This is a genomic window from Rosistilla carotiformis, assembly GCF_007753095.1.
Classification (GTDB): Bacteria; Planctomycetota; Planctomycetia; order Pirellulales; family Pirellulaceae; genus Rosistilla; species Rosistilla carotiformis.
Map to the genome: position 1 here is coordinate 4,144,869 of NZ_CP036348.1, position 17,376 is coordinate 4,162,244.

10 protein-coding genes are annotated in these 17,376 nt (G+C 57.2%); 6 read left to right on the forward strand and 4 right to left on the reverse strand.

The genetic code is table 11. From position 1 onward, the window contains the following. Window positions 1-132: 132 nt before the first annotated feature. Together Poly24_RS14990 and Poly24_RS14995 are read right to left on the reverse strand one after the other, a co-directional pair. Entirely contained in the window at window positions 133-1,551 is a 1,419-nt protein-coding gene (locus Poly24_RS14990; RefSeq protein WP_197451925.1) for a DUF1501 domain-containing protein, read from the reverse strand. Then, on the reverse strand, window positions 1,541-5,641 hold the full coding sequence (locus Poly24_RS14995; protein ID WP_145096854.1) for a DUF1553 domain-containing protein: 4,101 nt from the start codon (window positions 5,639-5,641) through the stop codon (window positions 1,541-1,543). Before Poly24_RS14995 ends, Poly24_RS14990 begins: the two co-directional genes overlap by 11 nt. A gap of 278 nt (window positions 5,642-5,919) precedes the next feature. On the opposite strand from Poly24_RS14995, the gene Poly24_RS15000 reads away from it, so the two are divergent. The 6 genes from Poly24_RS15000 (at window position 5,920) to Poly24_RS27090 (ending at window position 15,281) form a co-directional block, all read left to right on the forward strand. Next, complete coding sequence (locus tag Poly24_RS15000) at window positions 5,920-7,041, forward strand: hypothetical protein (protein WP_145096857.1); 1,122 nt, start codon at window positions 5,920-5,922, stop codon at window positions 7,039-7,041. Beyond that, window positions 7,038-9,365 carry a hypothetical protein gene (locus Poly24_RS15005; protein ID WP_145096860.1) on the forward strand — a complete coding sequence of 776 codons (2,328 nt, stop codon included), beginning with the start codon at window positions 7,038-7,040 and terminating at the stop codon, window positions 9,363-9,365. The genes Poly24_RS15000 and Poly24_RS15005 overlap by 4 nt, the downstream gene beginning before the upstream one ends. Window positions 9,366-9,371: 6 nt before the next feature. Further along, window positions 9,372-10,613: a DUF1559 domain-containing protein gene (locus Poly24_RS15010; protein ID WP_145096863.1), complete on the forward strand. Its 1,242-nt coding sequence runs from the start codon at window positions 9,372-9,374 to the stop codon at window positions 10,611-10,613. A gap of 1,696 nt (window positions 10,614-12,309) precedes the next feature. Further along, window positions 12,310-13,395: a DUF1559 domain-containing protein gene (locus Poly24_RS15015; RefSeq protein WP_145102942.1), complete on the forward strand. Its 1,086-nt coding sequence runs from the start codon at window positions 12,310-12,312 to the stop codon at window positions 13,393-13,395. Window positions 13,396-13,982: 587 nt separating this feature from the next. Then, window positions 13,983-15,056 carry a DUF1559 domain-containing protein gene (locus tag Poly24_RS15020; protein WP_145102944.1) on the forward strand — a complete coding sequence of 358 codons (1,074 nt, stop codon included), beginning with the start codon at window positions 13,983-13,985 and terminating at the stop codon, window positions 15,054-15,056. 63 nt (window positions 15,057-15,119) lie between these two features. Then, window positions 15,120-15,281 carry a hypothetical protein gene (locus Poly24_RS27090; RefSeq protein ID WP_197451926.1) on the forward strand — a complete coding sequence of 54 codons (162 nt, stop codon included), beginning with the start codon at window positions 15,120-15,122 and terminating at the stop codon, window positions 15,279-15,281. 708 nt (window positions 15,282-15,989) lie between these two features. Here the strand turns inward: Poly24_RS27090 and Poly24_RS15025 are convergent. Together Poly24_RS15025 and Poly24_RS15030 are read right to left on the reverse strand one after the other, a co-directional pair. Then, the gene (locus Poly24_RS15025; RefSeq protein ID WP_145096866.1) at window positions 15,990-16,865 is read right to left on the reverse strand and encodes an Lpg1974 family pore-forming outer membrane protein; all 876 of its coding nucleotides are present in this window, start codon (window positions 16,863-16,865) and stop codon (window positions 15,990-15,992) included. 76 nt (window positions 16,866-16,941) lie between these two features. Then, window positions 16,942-17,136 carry a hypothetical protein gene (locus tag Poly24_RS15030; RefSeq protein WP_145096869.1) on the reverse strand — a complete coding sequence of 65 codons (195 nt, stop codon included), beginning with the start codon at window positions 17,134-17,136 and terminating at the stop codon, window positions 16,942-16,944. Between the last annotated feature and the right edge of the window lie 240 nt (window positions 17,137-17,376).

Sequence of the window (17,376 nt, forward strand, 5' to 3'; positions counted from 1 at the left end):
CCGTTCCGCCGGCGCAATGACTGCCAGACGCAAACCTCCATCGCCCAGCCAAGACACGTGCATCCTGGACTCTTCGCCGGCGCATCGGCTTACGAAAGATGGGGGCGCCGAGCGTCAAAAGGCTTCTGCCGATCAGGCGATGATCTCGTTCAACACATTGCCGTGAACATCGGTCAGTCGGAAGTCGCGGCCCCCCGATCGGAAGGTCAGTTTTTCATGGTCGATGCCTAACTGATGCAGCACCGTCGCCCAGATGTCATAGATCGTGCAGGGCTTTTCCACCGCGTGGTAGCCCAATTCATCGGTCGCACCGTACGTCGTGCCGCCACGGATTCCGCCGCCAGCCAACCACAAACTGAATCCGAAGGGATTGTGATCGCGACCGTTGGAACCTTGTGAGAATGGCGTTCGACCAAACTCACCCGTGAAGACGATCAACGTCTCATCCAACAGCCCACGCGCCTCGAGATCTTTAATCAATGCCGCGATCGGGCGGTCGACTTGTCCAGCCATCGCGCGATGCCCTTTCTCCAAATCGCCGTGTTGATCCCAAGGGTTCGCTGCGCCGCCGGCTCCGATCCCGCGCGTGAGACAAGAGAGTTCGACAAAACGGACGCCCTGTTCCACCAATTTCCTAGCCAGCAACGCCTGTCGGCCATAGGCGGATTTCGCGGGATCGGGATCATCGATTCCGTACAGGTTCATCGTCGCATCGGTTTCGTCGGAGATGTCACAGATCTCCGGCACCGCCGACTGCATCCGAAACGCCGTTTCAAAATTTTCGATCGCTGCGTCGACCTGGCGATTCCTCGCCATATCGGCGAACTGCGAATCGATCTGGCGGACGAAGTCGAGCCGCTGTCGCTGCAGCGTTAGCGATTGCGAGGGGCGGATGTTCGGAACCGCGTCCGGTTTGTCGGCTTGCAGAATCGAAGCTTGATGTTGCGCCGGAAGGTAACCGCTGCTGAACAGTCCCACGCCGCCATGAGGAGGCACCGCACCGCCGCTTTGCAAGACGACATAGCTGGGAAGGTTCTCGTTCGCCGCCCCTAACCCATAACTGATCCAGGCGCCGGCGCTGGGATGCCCCAAAAAGGGAAAGCCGGTGTGGATCGCGAAGTTCCCTTGGGCGTGTTCGTTCACATTGGTCGTGGCCGAACGGACGACCGCGAGATGATCGGCACAGCTGCCGATCTCGGGAAAGATCTCGCTGATCTCCAGACCGCTTTCACCGTGAGGCTTGAACGTGAAAGGGCTTCCAAAGATCTTGCCGTTGTTGTTGAACTGGGTTCGTTCGACCTTGACCGGCATCGATTTGCCATGGTCTTTGACCAGTTGCGGTTTCGGATCGAACGAATCGACGTGCGAAACGCCCCCGGACATGTAGCACAAGATCACGCTCTTGGCTTTCGGGTTGACTAACGGCACCTTGGACGCGGCCGTTGCTTGCTGCTGCAAACTCGATAGAGCAAGCATCCCAAATCCGCTGCTGCATGCTTGCAACCAGCGTCTCCGCGAAGCGACGTCGTGGTGCGAAGAGTTAGCGAACATAGAGGAACTCCTTCATATTGAGCAGCGAATGGGCAAAGTCGATCCAGTGTTGCTGCAGTCCCGGGGCCGGAGCAGTCTCGTCGCGTTGACGCTGCAACGTTGCCAGTTGCGTTTCCAACACCGACAGTTGTTCGCGCTGGGCGGGTTCCAACGCGGCGATGATCTGTTCGCGAGTGATCACGTTGACCGCTCGAGATCCCAACGCCTGCACCTCCGTTTCCGATAGCGCCACGTCGTACAGCCGCGCGTCGTAGATTCGCCCCTTCAGCATCCTTCCGCCGGTGGTTCGCACGCCGTGTCGCATTCCAAGAATGACCTGCGTTCGCCCGGCGGGGAACGATTGCACGCCCGTTTTGTAAGGCGTTCCGTAAATCTGTCCGTTGCGATAACAAGCGACCGTGCCATCCTTGCCGTAGGTGATCACGAGATGGATCGGCTGCTGGTCCGCCAGGTCCTCTTCAACCGCTTGCAAGTTCTGGGTTCGCCGCCCATGGTCGCTGCCACTCATCCAGCGTCGCGGCTCGCGTTCGGCAAACACAATCGCATCGAAGAGCACGCCATCGGTCGTCTGAAGCGAGATCGCCGCACCGCCGTGTTGCTCCAAATCATCCAACTGCACGACCACCTCAAGCGACTTCGCACCAATCGATTCAGGCAACGCAGCGGACGCCGCCCAACCGCCGCCATCGACGATCAATGCGCCGTCCTGGATGCGTGCGGTGCCGTGAAGGGTCAGCTGTTCTTTCACCTTCGCGTCGGATTCGAGCCGACCGAACTCCCACTGCCGCAACGGCGTGGGGAGCGAGTCGTCGACCGCGGTTGCCGTTTGCGTCGGACTTTTAAGCGCTGCCAACAAGCGGTCGCGGGCGGGAAGCGTGATCTGGTCGATTTGTTCTCGCTGCTGGGCGATCTCTCGATCCCATTGAGCGATCTGCTGGCGGATCGCTTCATTTGCCGCTTGGCTCTGTTGCAGGAAACCGGTTGCTGCCTTCAGTTCCGAATCGCTCGGAGATCGTCCGAAACAGCGACGCCAGATGGCACCGACCCGCTGCGCAGGATCGTGCAACGATTCGTCGGTCAAAATGTCTTGCGACAACCGTTGAGCGGCGCTGAGCACAAAGGGATTGTTCAGCATCATCAACGCTTGGGCCGGAACGTTGGTGACGTCGCGGCGGCCTTTGCAGCTGAATGGAACCGGTGCGTCGAAGCTGCTCAAGAACGGATCCAAGGAGTTGCGAATCACGTTGACATAGACCGACCGGCGATCGCTGTCACCTCGAACCGCTCCCTCGGGCGGCGTCGTTTGCAAACGTCCTGAAACCAATAACAGCGAATCGCGAATCGCTTCGGCTTCCAATCGCGACGTCGTTCGATACGAGAGCCATAAGTTATCGGGATCGACATCGAGTACCTTGGCGGAGGGCGTCGATTGCTGTCGCCACGTTTCGCTGGTCACAATCTGTCGAATCAGTTGTTTGATCGACCAGGCGTTGTCGCGGAAGTTGTTGGCCAGGTAGTCCAACAATTCCGGATGGGTCGGCGGAACGCCAAGCCGGCCAAAATTGTCGGTCGTCGCGACGATTCCGCGTCCAAACAAGTGATGCCAAATTCGGTTCACGATCACCCGCGCAGTCAACGGATTGTCGTCGCGGACCAAGTCCTCCGCCAGTTGCTCGCGACCACTCAGGTCGGTCGGGTAGGGCTCGGCGTCAAACGCTTCCAAGAAACGCCGCGGGATCGGTTGGTCGGGCTGTTTATGATCGCCGCGAATGTACAGCGGATGATCGCTCCCCTTCCATTCGGCCAGCGTCGGCACGCGGCGTGGCACCGGGATCTCCGCTTCCAAACGGCGGTATTCATCGATCAAAGGCTTCGCCGACGGCAGTTGATCCAACCCGTTGGGCAATAGATTTTGTTGAACACATGCGTCCAGCAACAACGCCTGCGGATCGGTCATCGTTCCCGCTTGCCACGCCTGAATCGCATCTCCAATCGCCGTCGCATAATTTGCGGCCAATGCGTCCAACGACGCCGGAGGCTTTTCCAACGCCGACGCGAACAACGGTGTCAAGTGTTCGCGCCACTCGGCCGGCGGTTGCTGACCGGGATCGGTGACCACGGCGCGTCGAATCCCAAACCAGGAACGATCGTTGTCCTTGACCAACAATGGAGCGTCCCGCGCGGTGGCGAGTTCGATATGCAGGTCGTCGCCGCTCCAGTAGCTCAAGTCGTACTGCTGCCAATGCCAACGCGAGGCCTTCTCGCCCGATAGGTTGGTGACGGGATAGACGGTCCCGTTGCGAGGATAGTTCTGCACCACAAACCGTGCCGACGACGCTCCATCCCCTGCGATCTGGACCCACAAGCGTTGATCGTCGGCGACGCGGAAGTCCTCCGAAGTCAACACCGCCGCGTGCTTGTTGCTGATCAAATTGGCAACCACTCCCGCCGGATAAATTCCGCGCAATGCGGCCCCCGATTCGGAGATAGCGAACTCGCCCGCCGACGTGCGACGCGGTTGCCGCTGCGATTCCCGACCGGACTCGGCCACCAACCCGTTGCCGTAAGCAAACCATTCCACTTCGGCGTCCGGTTCTCCGAGTTGCCAATCGTATGGATGAGAAGGTTCGTCAAAAGCAGCGCGTTGACTTTGCAGCGTTTCAAATTCTTCGATCTGCCGTTGCCAGGCGGTGGCAAAACTTTCACCGGCATCAACCGCCCGCTGCGTTGCGGCCCAGGGACGCAGAACCGCATGAAGATCCTGCGCGTCCGATTCGCTCGCCGGCGACGAGGTCAAACGCTCCGCCAGTCCATCGACGACCGGTTGCCAATCGGCGACGATCGCATCGCGGATCTTCGGTTTCAGTTTCGCTAAGGTCTCGCGGTGCCGATTCAGCCGACCGGGCAGATCGATCGCCGCCCGCCCTGGACGCGTCGATCCGACGATTCCCGCAAAGGCGTAGTAGTCGGCTTGGCTGATCGCGTCGAACTTATGGTTGTGGCACCGGGCACAGGAAACGGTCAGTCCTAAAAACGCTTTACTGACGACATCGATCGCATCGTCGGTGAATCGGACCCGTTCGTCCAAGGCGTCGGTCGGGGCAAAGCCATGAAAGACCATTCGCCAATGCGCCGTGCCGATCAAGGATTCGTTGATCCCCAAACTTTCATCGATCCGTGGTTCGGACAACCGATCTCCGGCGATGTGCTCGCGGACCAATTGATCGTAGGGAACGTCTCGGTTGAGGGCTCGGATCAGGTAGTCGCGGTAGCGCGTCGCCCCCGCAATCCTCGGATCCCCTTCGCTGCCATGCGACTGGGCATACCGGAACCAATCCATCCAATGCCGGGCCCAACGCTCGCCAAAATGAGGCGACTGCAACAACTCGTCGACAAGGGTTTCATAAGCGTCGTCGCCCGCATCGCCGACAAACGCATCAATTTGCTGAGGCGTTGGAGGGAGCCCGGTCAAGGCGAAATAGAGCCGGCGAACCAAGGTCACGCGATCGGCTGGGTCGGCGGGCTGCAATCCCGCAGCTTGCATCTTTTCGTACGTGAAGCGATCGATCGGAGCGTCCGACCAACCATTGTCGCTCTGGGGAGGCGTGACTTCGGCGATCGGCTGAAAGCTCCACCACTTGGCTCGCTTGTCTCGAACCGCTTCCCACGACGTCGACTTTGCCAATTCTTCGGCCGATGGCGGAGCGTCGCGAGGATCGGCGGCTCCTTTTGCGATCCATGTCTCGAAATCGGCAAGGATCGCATCGCTGAGCTTCTCGCCCCCTTCGGGCATCTCCAGCCCTTCGACCTCATGCCGCATCACCTTCAACAGAAAACTATCGCTGGCTGCCTCGGCGAGCGAAGGGCCCGACTGGCCTCCCGTTCGCAGCGGTTTTCGCCAATCCAACGCCAGCTCCGCTTCGGCCGTCGATTCGCTGTTGTGGCATTCATAACAGTGCTCCACCAAAACCGGGCGAATCTTCGCTTCAAAGAATTCGACGTCCGCAGGCGCCAGTCCGTCGTTGGCCGAAGCGGACGTACCCGTCGCCAGGATCAGCAGACTCAGGGCGATCGATCGAAGGCGGTTCATGCAGCTTGCCTGTGGGTGCGGTTGCAGGTTGGGAAGGACGCCGCGGATCGGGGAGACGACGCCACGACGGCACGATGCGTCACCTAGCAGGGGATGCAAGGGAGGGTTAGGCGGGCGTCCCCGTTCGTTCCGCTCAGGGGGTGATCGCCGATTCTAGCCGATTGGCGGTAAGATCGCGAATGCATTTTTAACGCGGGACGCGTCCGCCGTCGCAATGGCCAGATCGCCCGTCGGCATGTTACGATTCGTGAAACGGCCCCCGACTTCTGGATGATTGCATGACCGAAAAACTCGAACCCGCAGACCGGCGCACCAAGCTGGCGGTCCGTTTTTCCGTCGTCATCGCGGCGCTGCTGTTGATCGCGGCAAGCGTGACGGCATCCCGGGATCCGTTTCCCGTCGATGCGGTGCTGACGACGGCCGGCTGGGCGGATGAATCGACCTGCAGCGAATGCCATGTCGAAGCGGATACCTATCCCGAAACAGGGCACGCTCAAACGTTGCGGCCGGCGTCGGACGCCAAGTCGATCGAAACGTTGACCGGTTTGATGAAGCAGTCGTTGCCCAATGACGAAGCGTTTGAAATCGAGGTCGATGCCAATTCCGAAGTCCACGCGGTCACCGAGCGTGACGGGATCACGCGGCGGATTCGCATCGATTGGTGTTTTGGTTCGGGCACTCACGCCCATACGTGGACTTCGACGATGGACGATCTGTTGGGGAACACCGACGAGGTCGAATTTCGTTGGACGTGGTTTCATCACACCGATCGATTCGCCCGCACTCCCGGGCAACCCGAACACGTGGGCGATACGCATTACGGAGCGTTTGGGCTTTTCTTCGATGGGGCAAAATCGGTCAGCTGTTTTTCCTGCCACAGCAGCCATCTGCCAGCCGAGGATTCTTCGATCGATTTCCACGGGATGGTTACCAGCATTAATTGCCAACGCTGCCATGGACCGCAACAAGCCCATGTCGCCGCCGGAGGGGAAGGAACCATCGACGATTGGATGGCAACCGATCGCATCGACTCGGTTCACCGATGCGGTCAGTGTCACCGCAACGCGGATGAATACGAGCCCGATGAGATCCGAACCGACAATATCGAAATTGTTCGCTTTCAACCGGTCGGCCTGCTGCAATCTCCCTGCTTCATCGAATCGGAAATGCGGTGCACGACCTGTCACGATCCCCACAAATCACTCTCGGCTCAGGATTCCAAGGGCATTTGGCAGTGCGTCCAGTGCCACGATCCGAAACAGCCCCAGCATACGACCTGCGGGGCGGGGAACCGCGACGATTGTTTGCGGTGCCACATGCCAGCGGTCCCAATGAATCCGAACATTCGTTTTACCGACCACTGGATCCGCGTGCGGGATGATATCGAGGAGTCCAAGTGAATAAAGAACCTTCGCGACATCGCCGCCATCCGTCGAAGGGATCCAAGCCTCTGGCCGGCTCCTCCGCCACCGCGACGTCTCCGGATCGCAACCATCTTCTTGCGCGGATGCCGCCATGGTTCGGTGCGTTGGCAACTTGGTGGGTTGCCAGTGTGATCATCTTATTGGCAGCAAACGTGACGCGGCTCGGCGAGCCGGTCGCCTTGATTCCTCCCCCGGACAACAGCCTCTTGGCGGGCGGGGAGGCTTGGAATCCGTGGCTCTCGCGATTCCCTTCGCTCATGCCTCTGTTTGTTTGGCCAACCTGGTTGGCGATCGCCGCAATCGCCGTTCTGATCGCTGCGGTGGCCCAAAGAACGCGGCGATGCACGGCGGCGGTATGCGCGATCGCGATGGTCGTTGGCCTTTGTCAAATCGATCCGCATGGCGGCTTCTTGGCCGCTTGCCTCACCTACGCTGCGGTACGATTGCGCGACCGCGTGCTGGCCGAGGATGAACCGTCGCGCGACAAAAGCCTTCGGACATTTGCGATCGTCGGATTGATCAGCGGTGCCGCATTGGCAACGACACTGGAAATGGCGATCCCATTGGCGATCGTGGCCCTAACCATCGTGTCGATCTGCCGTCAGACGCTTGCCGATCGCCAGCAGGTCGGATTGGTCTTCGGGCTCACCGCCGGCTGGCTCTTGTTGTTGATCGGACTGGTTGCCCTGCAGCCGGGATTGCTGGCGACAATGATACGACCGGTGACAGCGATCGCGAATCGACCTCTCGATTCTCTGATGCCGTCGATGCAGGTCATCTGGCAAACGCCTGACTTCGGATGGCCCCATGTCGTCGTCTTACTATTCATCATCGACGGTTGGCGTCGTTGGTTCATGGCGAGCGCGCCGCGTTTGAGCGACGGCCTGCTGCTGGCCCTCTTCACCGCGCTGGCGATTGGTTCGGGGCGATACTTTTGGCTCGCATCGATCGCGTTCGCCTGTACTGCGTCGTCCGATCGATTTGTTTTGCCGCAAACCGCTTCAGTCAAGCAGATCCGCCGTTGGAATGGGGCCGCTATCGGCATGGCGTTGGCATTCCTGGTGGTCCACGTCGGCCTGCAACGCGACGAGATACTGGGGGGGCTGAATTCGGCACGAAACGTCGACACCGAGCAATGGAATCTGGCAGGCCCCGTTGTCTTGCAGAACCTCGACCTGGCGAACCACTGGAAATTGCAAGACACTCGTCGGGCTCTTCCTTTGGTTGTCAGCGACCGCTGGGACACGTACGGCGATTTCTATCCGCAATACGCCGCGATCGTAAACGACTGGAGCAATTGGCGGGAGCATCGCTATGTCCGCAGCGATGGACAGTGGGGAGGTTTTCGCAAGTGGTTCGACGAATGGAACCCCAAGCTGATCGTCGTCAATGCAAACGATCTCAGCACGATCCGCCATCATTCGCTCGATTCCCCATGGAAGACATTGGGAATCGACAGCCGACGGGTGATCTTTGCGCAATCGGACGATCGCGACTCCAGCGTCCCGCTGCGCGAATCGGCCCGCTTATTGTCGATTTTGGAAATTCCTCGACCCGCCCCCGACGTTTACTTTGAACGAACGATCGCCTTCGGCGGCCCCGCCGAATCGCGAAAGGTCTCCTTGGTGTTGTCGGCGCTACGATTTCCGTTCGCCGCCCTTCGCGTCCTCCCCGACGACGACCAAACCGAAACGGAATACGCCCGGACGATGGCATTGTTGGAAAGCGCCCACCGAACGCTCCGCTACGCCGGCGTCCCCTCGTTGATCGACCAAACCCGCGCCCTGGCGCACAGCCAAAAGCTGTTCGCCCGGAGCGATCTGCAACCGCCGCAGCGACAACAAATTGAAACGGCGATCAGTGCACTTCAGAGTTTGCGTGCCAGGGTCTCTGTTTCCGTCGAGGGACTCGAATCTAGAGATGGCTCGAATCGTGTCGAGCATTTGGCTCGAGAGCTGTTACTCAACGGCGAGTTTTATGAAGCGATGCAAATCGTAGGTAAGATGAGCGAGTCCCCCCTACGAGACATGTTTATCGTGGCAGGAACAATGGGAAACGCTACGCCACAGGTCATTTATCAAGCACTGGATTTCAGCTCCGGACATCTCGCAACCGACCGACATCACGATCGCATTTCACTTCTCGAAGCTCAGTTCCATCGCGGGTTCTTAATGGTTGAGACGGGGGACTTCCCCAACGCGCGGTTGAGTTTTCAAAAGGCAATCGAATCGAACTTGACACACCCGCTAGGGAAGCTAGGAGCCCTCTATCACGCCGCGTCTGGCGTCCGATCCCCCTAAAGAGAGTTGACATCGCAGCGAAATTACAGGATCATTGACGCAGCACCATTCGCCGAGTCGCTCAGGCCACAAGGCGGGGTGCCATCTGGTATCGAAACGTTTATTCCAATTTCGATACTTAATTCATCCGTCATTCTGCTGGAGATCCAAAAGATGCGATCAGAATCGAGAAGCCGTACCGGCTTCACCCTCGTGGAGTTGTTGGTGGTAATTGCCATCATTGGAATTTTAGTGGGACTGCTGCTGCCTGCGGTCCAAGCGGCGCGTGAGGCGGCTCGTCGAATGCAATGTTCGAACAACCTAAAGCAGCTAGGGGTTGCACTGCACAATTACCACGACACCCACAAGGCATTTCCGTCAGCACCAGGGACAAACGAAGTTCTTAACGCAGATGGTGGGACCATCTATAGCTGGGATCGCTGGAGTGGGTTGGAGGGTTTGCTGCCATTTGTCGAACAGCAGGCGCTTTACGACAACTGCGACTTTCGTTTTTCTAACGGCAGTAGTGACACGACAAGTGGTGGTCTAACAAACGCGCAGGTTCGCGACACACGTCTTGACAGCACGTTTACCTGTCCAAGCGACCCAGGTTCTTCGCTCAGTTACCACGATTCCCATTCTCCTACCTCCTACTGTTTTTCGCGCGGACCGCAAGCGCACTGGGACGTAACCAACGGCCAGGAGGGCGGGTTTGCCGATGGTGAAAATTGGCACCGGATGCGAGACATCACCGATGGTACGTCCAATACTCTGGCCATGGCGGAGGCCGTTTTGGGAAGAAACCAGGGAATGTGGGACACGACGGCGCAGAACCGCGAGCGAGGCGTGATAGTCCAAGCTCCAGGCTCGTTTACCCAGTCGCTTTCGGGCAACTCGCGTGTGTTCCGAAATACACAGCCCTATATCGACATCATCAACGCGTATTACAACGACACCTGCCTTGCTGCGTATGATGCAGGCGGCTCCGGTGTATTTAACGGTTCAAATGACGAAAACGGTCGTTATTGGAATTCGGGCGATACAGGGCATGGACCACAAATCACTACTTTCATCGGTCCTAATGCTGGCCCCGGTTGTGACCTCGATACTTCATACACAGAAGCCGCACTCAAAGAGCCGAGCAGTTATCATCCAGGTGGTTGTTTGACGTTGCGTTGCGACGCTTCGGTTGGTTTCCAAACTGAAACGATCGACCAAGCAACTTGGATTGCGTTAGGTAGTATTCGCGGCGGTGAAACTGCGAATTAACTTCAAACACAACGACCTGCATTCGTGGAACGCTGTCGGTTTGCCTCGCCCGTTCATTAGCATTTAGATATAGGAATACCAACCCAGATGAGACATTTGCGTTTATTGTGCCTGTTGGCTGCAGCAACGATTGTTGGATGTGGTCCCCAAGTGTCCGGACCAGGTCCCGAACCTGCATCCGATCCAGATGCTCCTGTCGACGTGACCCTTGAAAAATCCATGACGTCTGAATAGGAAGAACTGTCCTCCAAAGTTCAAATTAATCGTGCGTAGCCCCTCGCAACATACAGCGTGCGAGGGGCTTTTTTTGCGCGAGCATTGAATGACTCAGACGTCATTGTTTGCCCTAAAACATCGCTGACTCGGGTCGCTTCCTACGTGAAATGGTCCCCTCCCAACTGAATATACTCGCCGTGCAATCGATCGTGCGTGGGAGCCGCAAGTAACTGTGAGTTCGCCCAAGCTGTGGCAATGTTGCCTACCTGAAACCATGGCTCACCACGCCATCCATATGGGTGATCACATAATGAACGGTAACCAGGGCTAGAGCCCCGCAAGGCGCTGCAAGCGACGGATGGGCGAATATACGGCAAGCCGACGAATTCTCAGAACTTCACTCAACCTAGGCACCTGCAGTCTCGAACACTGGATTTCCAACCGGCTCCAGACCATCTGAGATGGCACCTCTCCTTAGACGCCCCCCCCCACAAGGACGTTTTCGCCGCATTCTGCGGCCAGATCTCCAACTAACGCCCCCTCAAGGCTTGACTATTTAGCCTAAGTCGGAGAGATTTTCGCACCCAACCTACGTCATCAACGAAGGACAATCCATCGGGTTGCCACTCGTTGACCTCGCCTGACTCGAAATGCGGGTCGTCAAAAGTTTGTTGAATTCTTGCGATACCGGTACGCGGTAGACGTGTTGGATTAGTGTAGGCGTGGAAATTTCTAGGGCGCATGTCGCGCAACCCACACCCGCTGAAAACCGTTTTGAACTTGGAGAACTGAGGTACATGAAAGTCGCTCAATGGATCGTTGTTTTGATATGTCTCACGACGCCACTGCTGGGCTGTGGCAATCCAAATTCCGTGAGCCCCGATGATCCCAAATTTAACGAGCCGATGCCGCCAGTCGACGGAGCCGCCGAGCAAGCTGCTAAGCAAAAGTAGTCGATTGGTATGCCAACGGAGCCCCGTCAACAACGGCTCCGATATGCGAATACAGAGAGCCACCGTGTCTATTTGCATACTTGCTATTGGATTCCAGTGAGTCCAAGTTGAGCTTAGGTGTTAGGAGTTCGGCCGCAACAGGTTAGATGACCGAACGAACGCTCACGGTCTCTCCGACCATGACGTGTCGACAGCGGTCCGTTACGTCAGAACGTACGCACGTCACTCGCGCGCGCCTCTGCTGGGATGCGTCACGAGACCGATCGTGGCGCCGCCGAGAAAGAAGTCCAAAAATTGTTAATTTCATCGGGCTCTTTTAAACAGCCGGGTGTTTCAGTTTGGTGTGATTCGAGGGTCACCAACGGCTTGCTGCCCCATATACCCTTGCATCCCACATGGAAAAACGCATGGAAGCAGGTGCGGTCGTGTTGCTGATTATTGGCGCACCGCATCGATCTCCGTGGGCGTTGAACGCCCACAGCACTACAAATTTTTTAAACCATTGTTCCCTTACCTGGAGTCTCTGAATGTTGAGAAATGTTCGTCAAAGCCGTGTCGGCTTTACCCTTGTTGAATTGTTGGTCGTGATCGCGATCATCGGCATTTTGGTCGGTCTATTGTTGCCCGCCGTGCAAGCGGCGCGGGAAGCAGCCCGTCGGATGCAATGCTCCAACAACATGAAACAACTGGGCCTCGCACTACATAACTACCACGACACCTATCAGTGCTTTCCCGCCAACGCGGGCGTCACCCTGCCGCGATCACCTAGCATTGTGAACGAATCATGGGCATCGTGGAGCGGTTTGGCCAGCATCCTGCCTTTCATTGAGCAGGGGCCGCTGTATGACCAAATCGATTTCAGCTACAACTTCGACGCCAATATCGCGGGGGTCGCCGAGCACAGCAGCGTCGTCCGACGTGTGCGCATCGATGCCTTCGTTTGCCCCAGCGACCCCGGTTCGTCGGTTGCTTACAACGCGGACATGGCTCCGACCAGCTACTGCTTCTCACACGGTCCCGCTGCGGCCCGCGATCTTGGTGCCGGTAGTGAACCAGGCGTTTTCGACAAAGACTTCTTCTGCAAGTTCCGCGACATCACCGACGGGACTTCCAATACGCTGGCCATGTCGGAAGCCAAGATCGGTATGGATCAAGGGCAATGGAACACAGGTTCGACCAACCGCAACGAAAGTTATCGCGTGGTCGTTGGAACGGCGTTGACCCACGCTCTCGGTGGCAAGAACAACGTCTTTTACAACACCGCGGCCCACATCGCTGCGATCAATACGTATTACGACACCTGCTTGGGCATGTACGACGCTGGCACCGGTTGGGATACGCAAAGCGATGAACAAGGACGCCACTGGGGCTGGGGTGGCGCGTTCCGCGGTCCGTTTATCACAACGCTGAAAGGACCGAACTCGGGCCCCAGTTGTGACAACGACGCGTCGGTCACCGACATGTCGATCAAGGAACCCAGCAGCTACCACCCCGGCGGCGTGATGGCATTACGTGCCGACGCTTCGGTATCATTTGTCGGCGAAACGACCGACCAAGCGACCTGGATCGCCGCAGGCAGTCGCAGCTTTGGCGAAGTCAGTCAGCTGCCGTAGGGCCCCCCGCACTCGGTAACGCAACACGTTTTCACGAGCGATTACCACCTCGGCGTTTAAAGGTTTAACAACCACAAACTCGCGAAACCACGCAGCGAACGCTGCGTGGTTTTTTCGTAGACGGCGTTAAATATGAGAGGTGCGATTTTGTTCGGCCACGTTGGACTGCATTGAATTGCGACGCCTTAAACCGAGACAAATATCGGGAAAAATCGAACAATCCGCGTGTCCCGGTTCACCGTGAATCAACGGTAGCGTGTCCCGTTCCATCGCGACCGGTGGTTCCGTCTCTGCACGCAGCACACACCCCACCAATAAAGATCGCCCGCACCGACCACAATAACCACCGACACACCCCCTGCACGGAGTCTAAGGTTATCCAGACTGTGCAATTCGGGGTTTTCTGGGGCAGATTCACGCTTTAACCCTACTCTAAAACTTGACACCCCCACATAGTCTCGTGAAGGTTGATTTACTCATTCGGCTGATCATAGAGCGCGTGCGATGAGCCGCGACTCGACATTCATACACACATTTCGGTTCCGAACTGTGCGTCTACTTTTCTTTTCTGCATCGGAGGATTTGATATGGATCGTTTTGTCAAACGAAGCCCAAAGGGTTTCACTCTTGTTGAATTGTTGGTGGTGATTGCCATCATCGGAATTTTGGTCGGGCTATTGTTGCCAGCGGTTCAGGCAGCCCGGGAGGCCGCGCGTCGGATGTCGTGTTCGAACAATATGAAGCAGCTGGGTTTGGCGCTGCACAATTATCACGACACCTACCAATCGTTTCCTGCTAGCGCGGGCGTGAGCCTGCCCAATGCAAGTGGGACGATCGAAGGTTGGAACTCGTGGAGTGGGCTGGCGAGCATCTTGCCGTTCATTGAACAAGGACCACTCTACGATCAAATCGATTTCCGCTACAACTTTGGTGTCAACATTTCAGGGGTCGCCGAACACAGCAGCGTGATTCGCCGAACCCGTATTGACGCCTTCCAATGCCCTAGCGATCCAGGGTCGGACGTTGCCTACACGTCCGACATGGCTCCATCGAGCTACAGTTTCTCGCACGGTCCCTGCACTTCTTGGGACGTTGGAAACGGGAGCGAGCCGGGCATGTTCGACAAAGCCTTCTTCTGTCGGTTCCGCGACATCACCGATGGAACTTCCAACACACTGGCGATGGCTGAAGCGAAGGTCGGTCGCAATCAAGGCCAATGGGATTCGACAAATCCTAACATCGAGGAAAGCTACCGCGTCGTCGTCGGAAATGCTTTGCGGCAATCGGTTTCGGGAACCAGTACGACGTTCCGCAACACACCCGCTTTCATTACCGAGATCAATACCTACTTCGACAACTGCGTTGGCATGTATCAATCGGGCTCCGGTTGGGATGGTCAAAGCGACGAACAGAATCGTTGGTGGGCTTGGGGGGGTGCGTTCCGCGGCCCTTACATCACCACCTTGCGTGGCCCCAACGCGGGTCCTAGCTGCGACAACGATGCGTCGGTAACCGATATCTCGATCAAAGAAGCCAGCAGTGCCCATCCCGGTGGTTGTATGACTCTGCGTGCCGACGCTTCGGTGAACTTTGCTGGTGAAACGACCGACCAAGCCACCTGGATTGCTATTGGTAGCCGCGCATATGGCGAGACGCTGTAGAAGTTCCCGAAACGGTTGTTTTTGTTACTTATTGTTCTCTCAATGTTAGCGTAGGAATTGATAATGAAGATTGCAAGCTGGTTTTTGGTTCTCAGTCTTTTCGCCGTGTGTGGTTGCAACGACGCTCCCTCGGGATCGGTCGGGGATGCTAACGATCCGGCACTGACGACCGACTTAGAACCGATCGATGAGGCTGCAGAAGCTGCAGCCAACTCGGGTCACTAGAAGATCGACGGAACGTCAACTTCAATCACAGAAAACGCAGCTCCGGCTGCGTTTTTTTGTCCCTATACGGGATCGATTCCGGTCGTGTTCGAAATGCGTCTCTGACCGCGGGGCGAGCAACGCCTACCGCATCTTGTTTGAGATAGAAGCCATTCTTCGACGCCATTGGGATTGCAGGCGGACAGTACACCTCAGGTCGGACCGGAACCGCATTTCAGAGACTCGGCATTATATCCGGCAATAAGAACTGTGTGCTTGGTGGGAGCGCCATGTCGCTGCCTCCGCACCGCAGGCCAGAGGCCGACACAAGAATTGCCAGCATGTGTCGGCCTCCGGACTTTTATGCGTGAAGCCTACCGGGACCTGAGGCTTACGCCTCCGGCAGTGTCAGTGTCGGCCTCTGGCCTATTGGGGTGGAGGCTACTGGGGAACGGAGGCATATGTCTCCGGCAGTTGCTGCGTCGGCCTTAGGGCTTCGAAGCGGACAGCAAAGTTCTGGCTGGATCGGCGCCGTATTACCGAACTCTGTTTTCTGTCCGGCTCTGACGGGTCGATTGACCAGAATGCCTTCGGCCGCCCAAGCGCGACCGACGGAAATTAACGAAAACCGCAGTGAGACTTCGCAATTGAAGCGCGGATAGCGAAGGACTCACAAGCGGTGACGTGGATTTCGTTAGATGCGGGGCGTATTCCGATGACGTTCGCGCCCTAGTATCGAACTTCGACTCGCGACGAGAGACCGATAAACGCGATCGATTCATCGAGATCCAAGTAGCTTCCTTGGCGAACACCCTCGACATAGGATCGTGTAGAAAGCGAATTGCACCACCAGGATGCCAAATAGCCCACGGTAGCGCGGAAGCAACCCGAATCACTCTGCCAACCAATCCCAAGTTCCGTTTCAAGGACGGGGGTAATCCGAAAATCTTCGTATTGGTTGGCCACCATCCCGCCATTGAATTGATTCGATTGCCGGTAGTCACCGGTCCACTCGCCCCCAAGGAACGATGCCATCCCTTTGCTGTAGCACAGCATGCCCGACTTGCCGCTGCGACGTTCGGCGTCCAAGCCCAACAACAGGCCAAACCCGTTGAAGTCGATGTCGGTATCGACGGTCACCAATCCTGTCGCTGTCGAAATTTCCTGTTGAGCGTGCAGAGATTGCTCCATGCTTCCAAACCGGAACCCGCCAGACCAATGAAAGGCGGTCGATTCGGTACAAATCAACGTTTGGCGGTAAACCGCATCGATCAAATCAAAGCGGAGCTCCGTGGCTGCCGTGGATTGCAAAGCGTTGCCACCGGTGGTGAATGTGCTGGGATGGATGATCTGTGAATTGAGCACGTTGGCCTGATTACGAGTCAGCCGATCTTGGGTATCGCCGTCCCAGTGCGTGTAGCTGGCCACCAGACTGCTGGTCGTCGAACTGGCCAACGCGAATCCGACGCGGTAGCCCGGGGACATATCGACAGCGGCAATCCCGGTCGGCCCCGTCGGAAACGCGTTGGCCGTCGTATCGTTTTGTTCGATCGAATACACGATGTCGGTGTCGGCGGGACGAAGGTACAGGAATTCTCCAAACACTCCAGTCCGATGGGTCCACCACGGGGGCGGGCATTTCTTTGCGGCAACTTGAATCGAACTGCACTCTGTAGATTCATCACATCCGGTGTCGGCACAGCCACCATCGCCGATCGTTCCCCCGGGTCCACTCGTTCCACTGCATCGGTGAATCGTGATCATCCATCACCGAGACGTGAGCAAGCCTCTCCTGAGCGTAGGCGCTCGATTCCATCCACGGCCCTAAAAAGACGAGTACCAGCAACAGGCCGGATACCGTGATTCCATTTCCCATCGCGAACTTCCTTGTAGGTCTTGAAGGTCTGTCGTTCACGGCTGCGTGATGCACAAACTTTCTTTGATTCGAAACAACTTAACTAACTGCTAACTTGCATCGGAAACCTACACCTGCTACCACCACTATGGCTATTAATCGCGACAAACTCCACGCATCCCACCTAAGCTTCCACCCACAGAACAGAAAAGCGAAGCGATAAGTTTATTGATCGCATAGGTTTGCGCTATTGCAGCACCT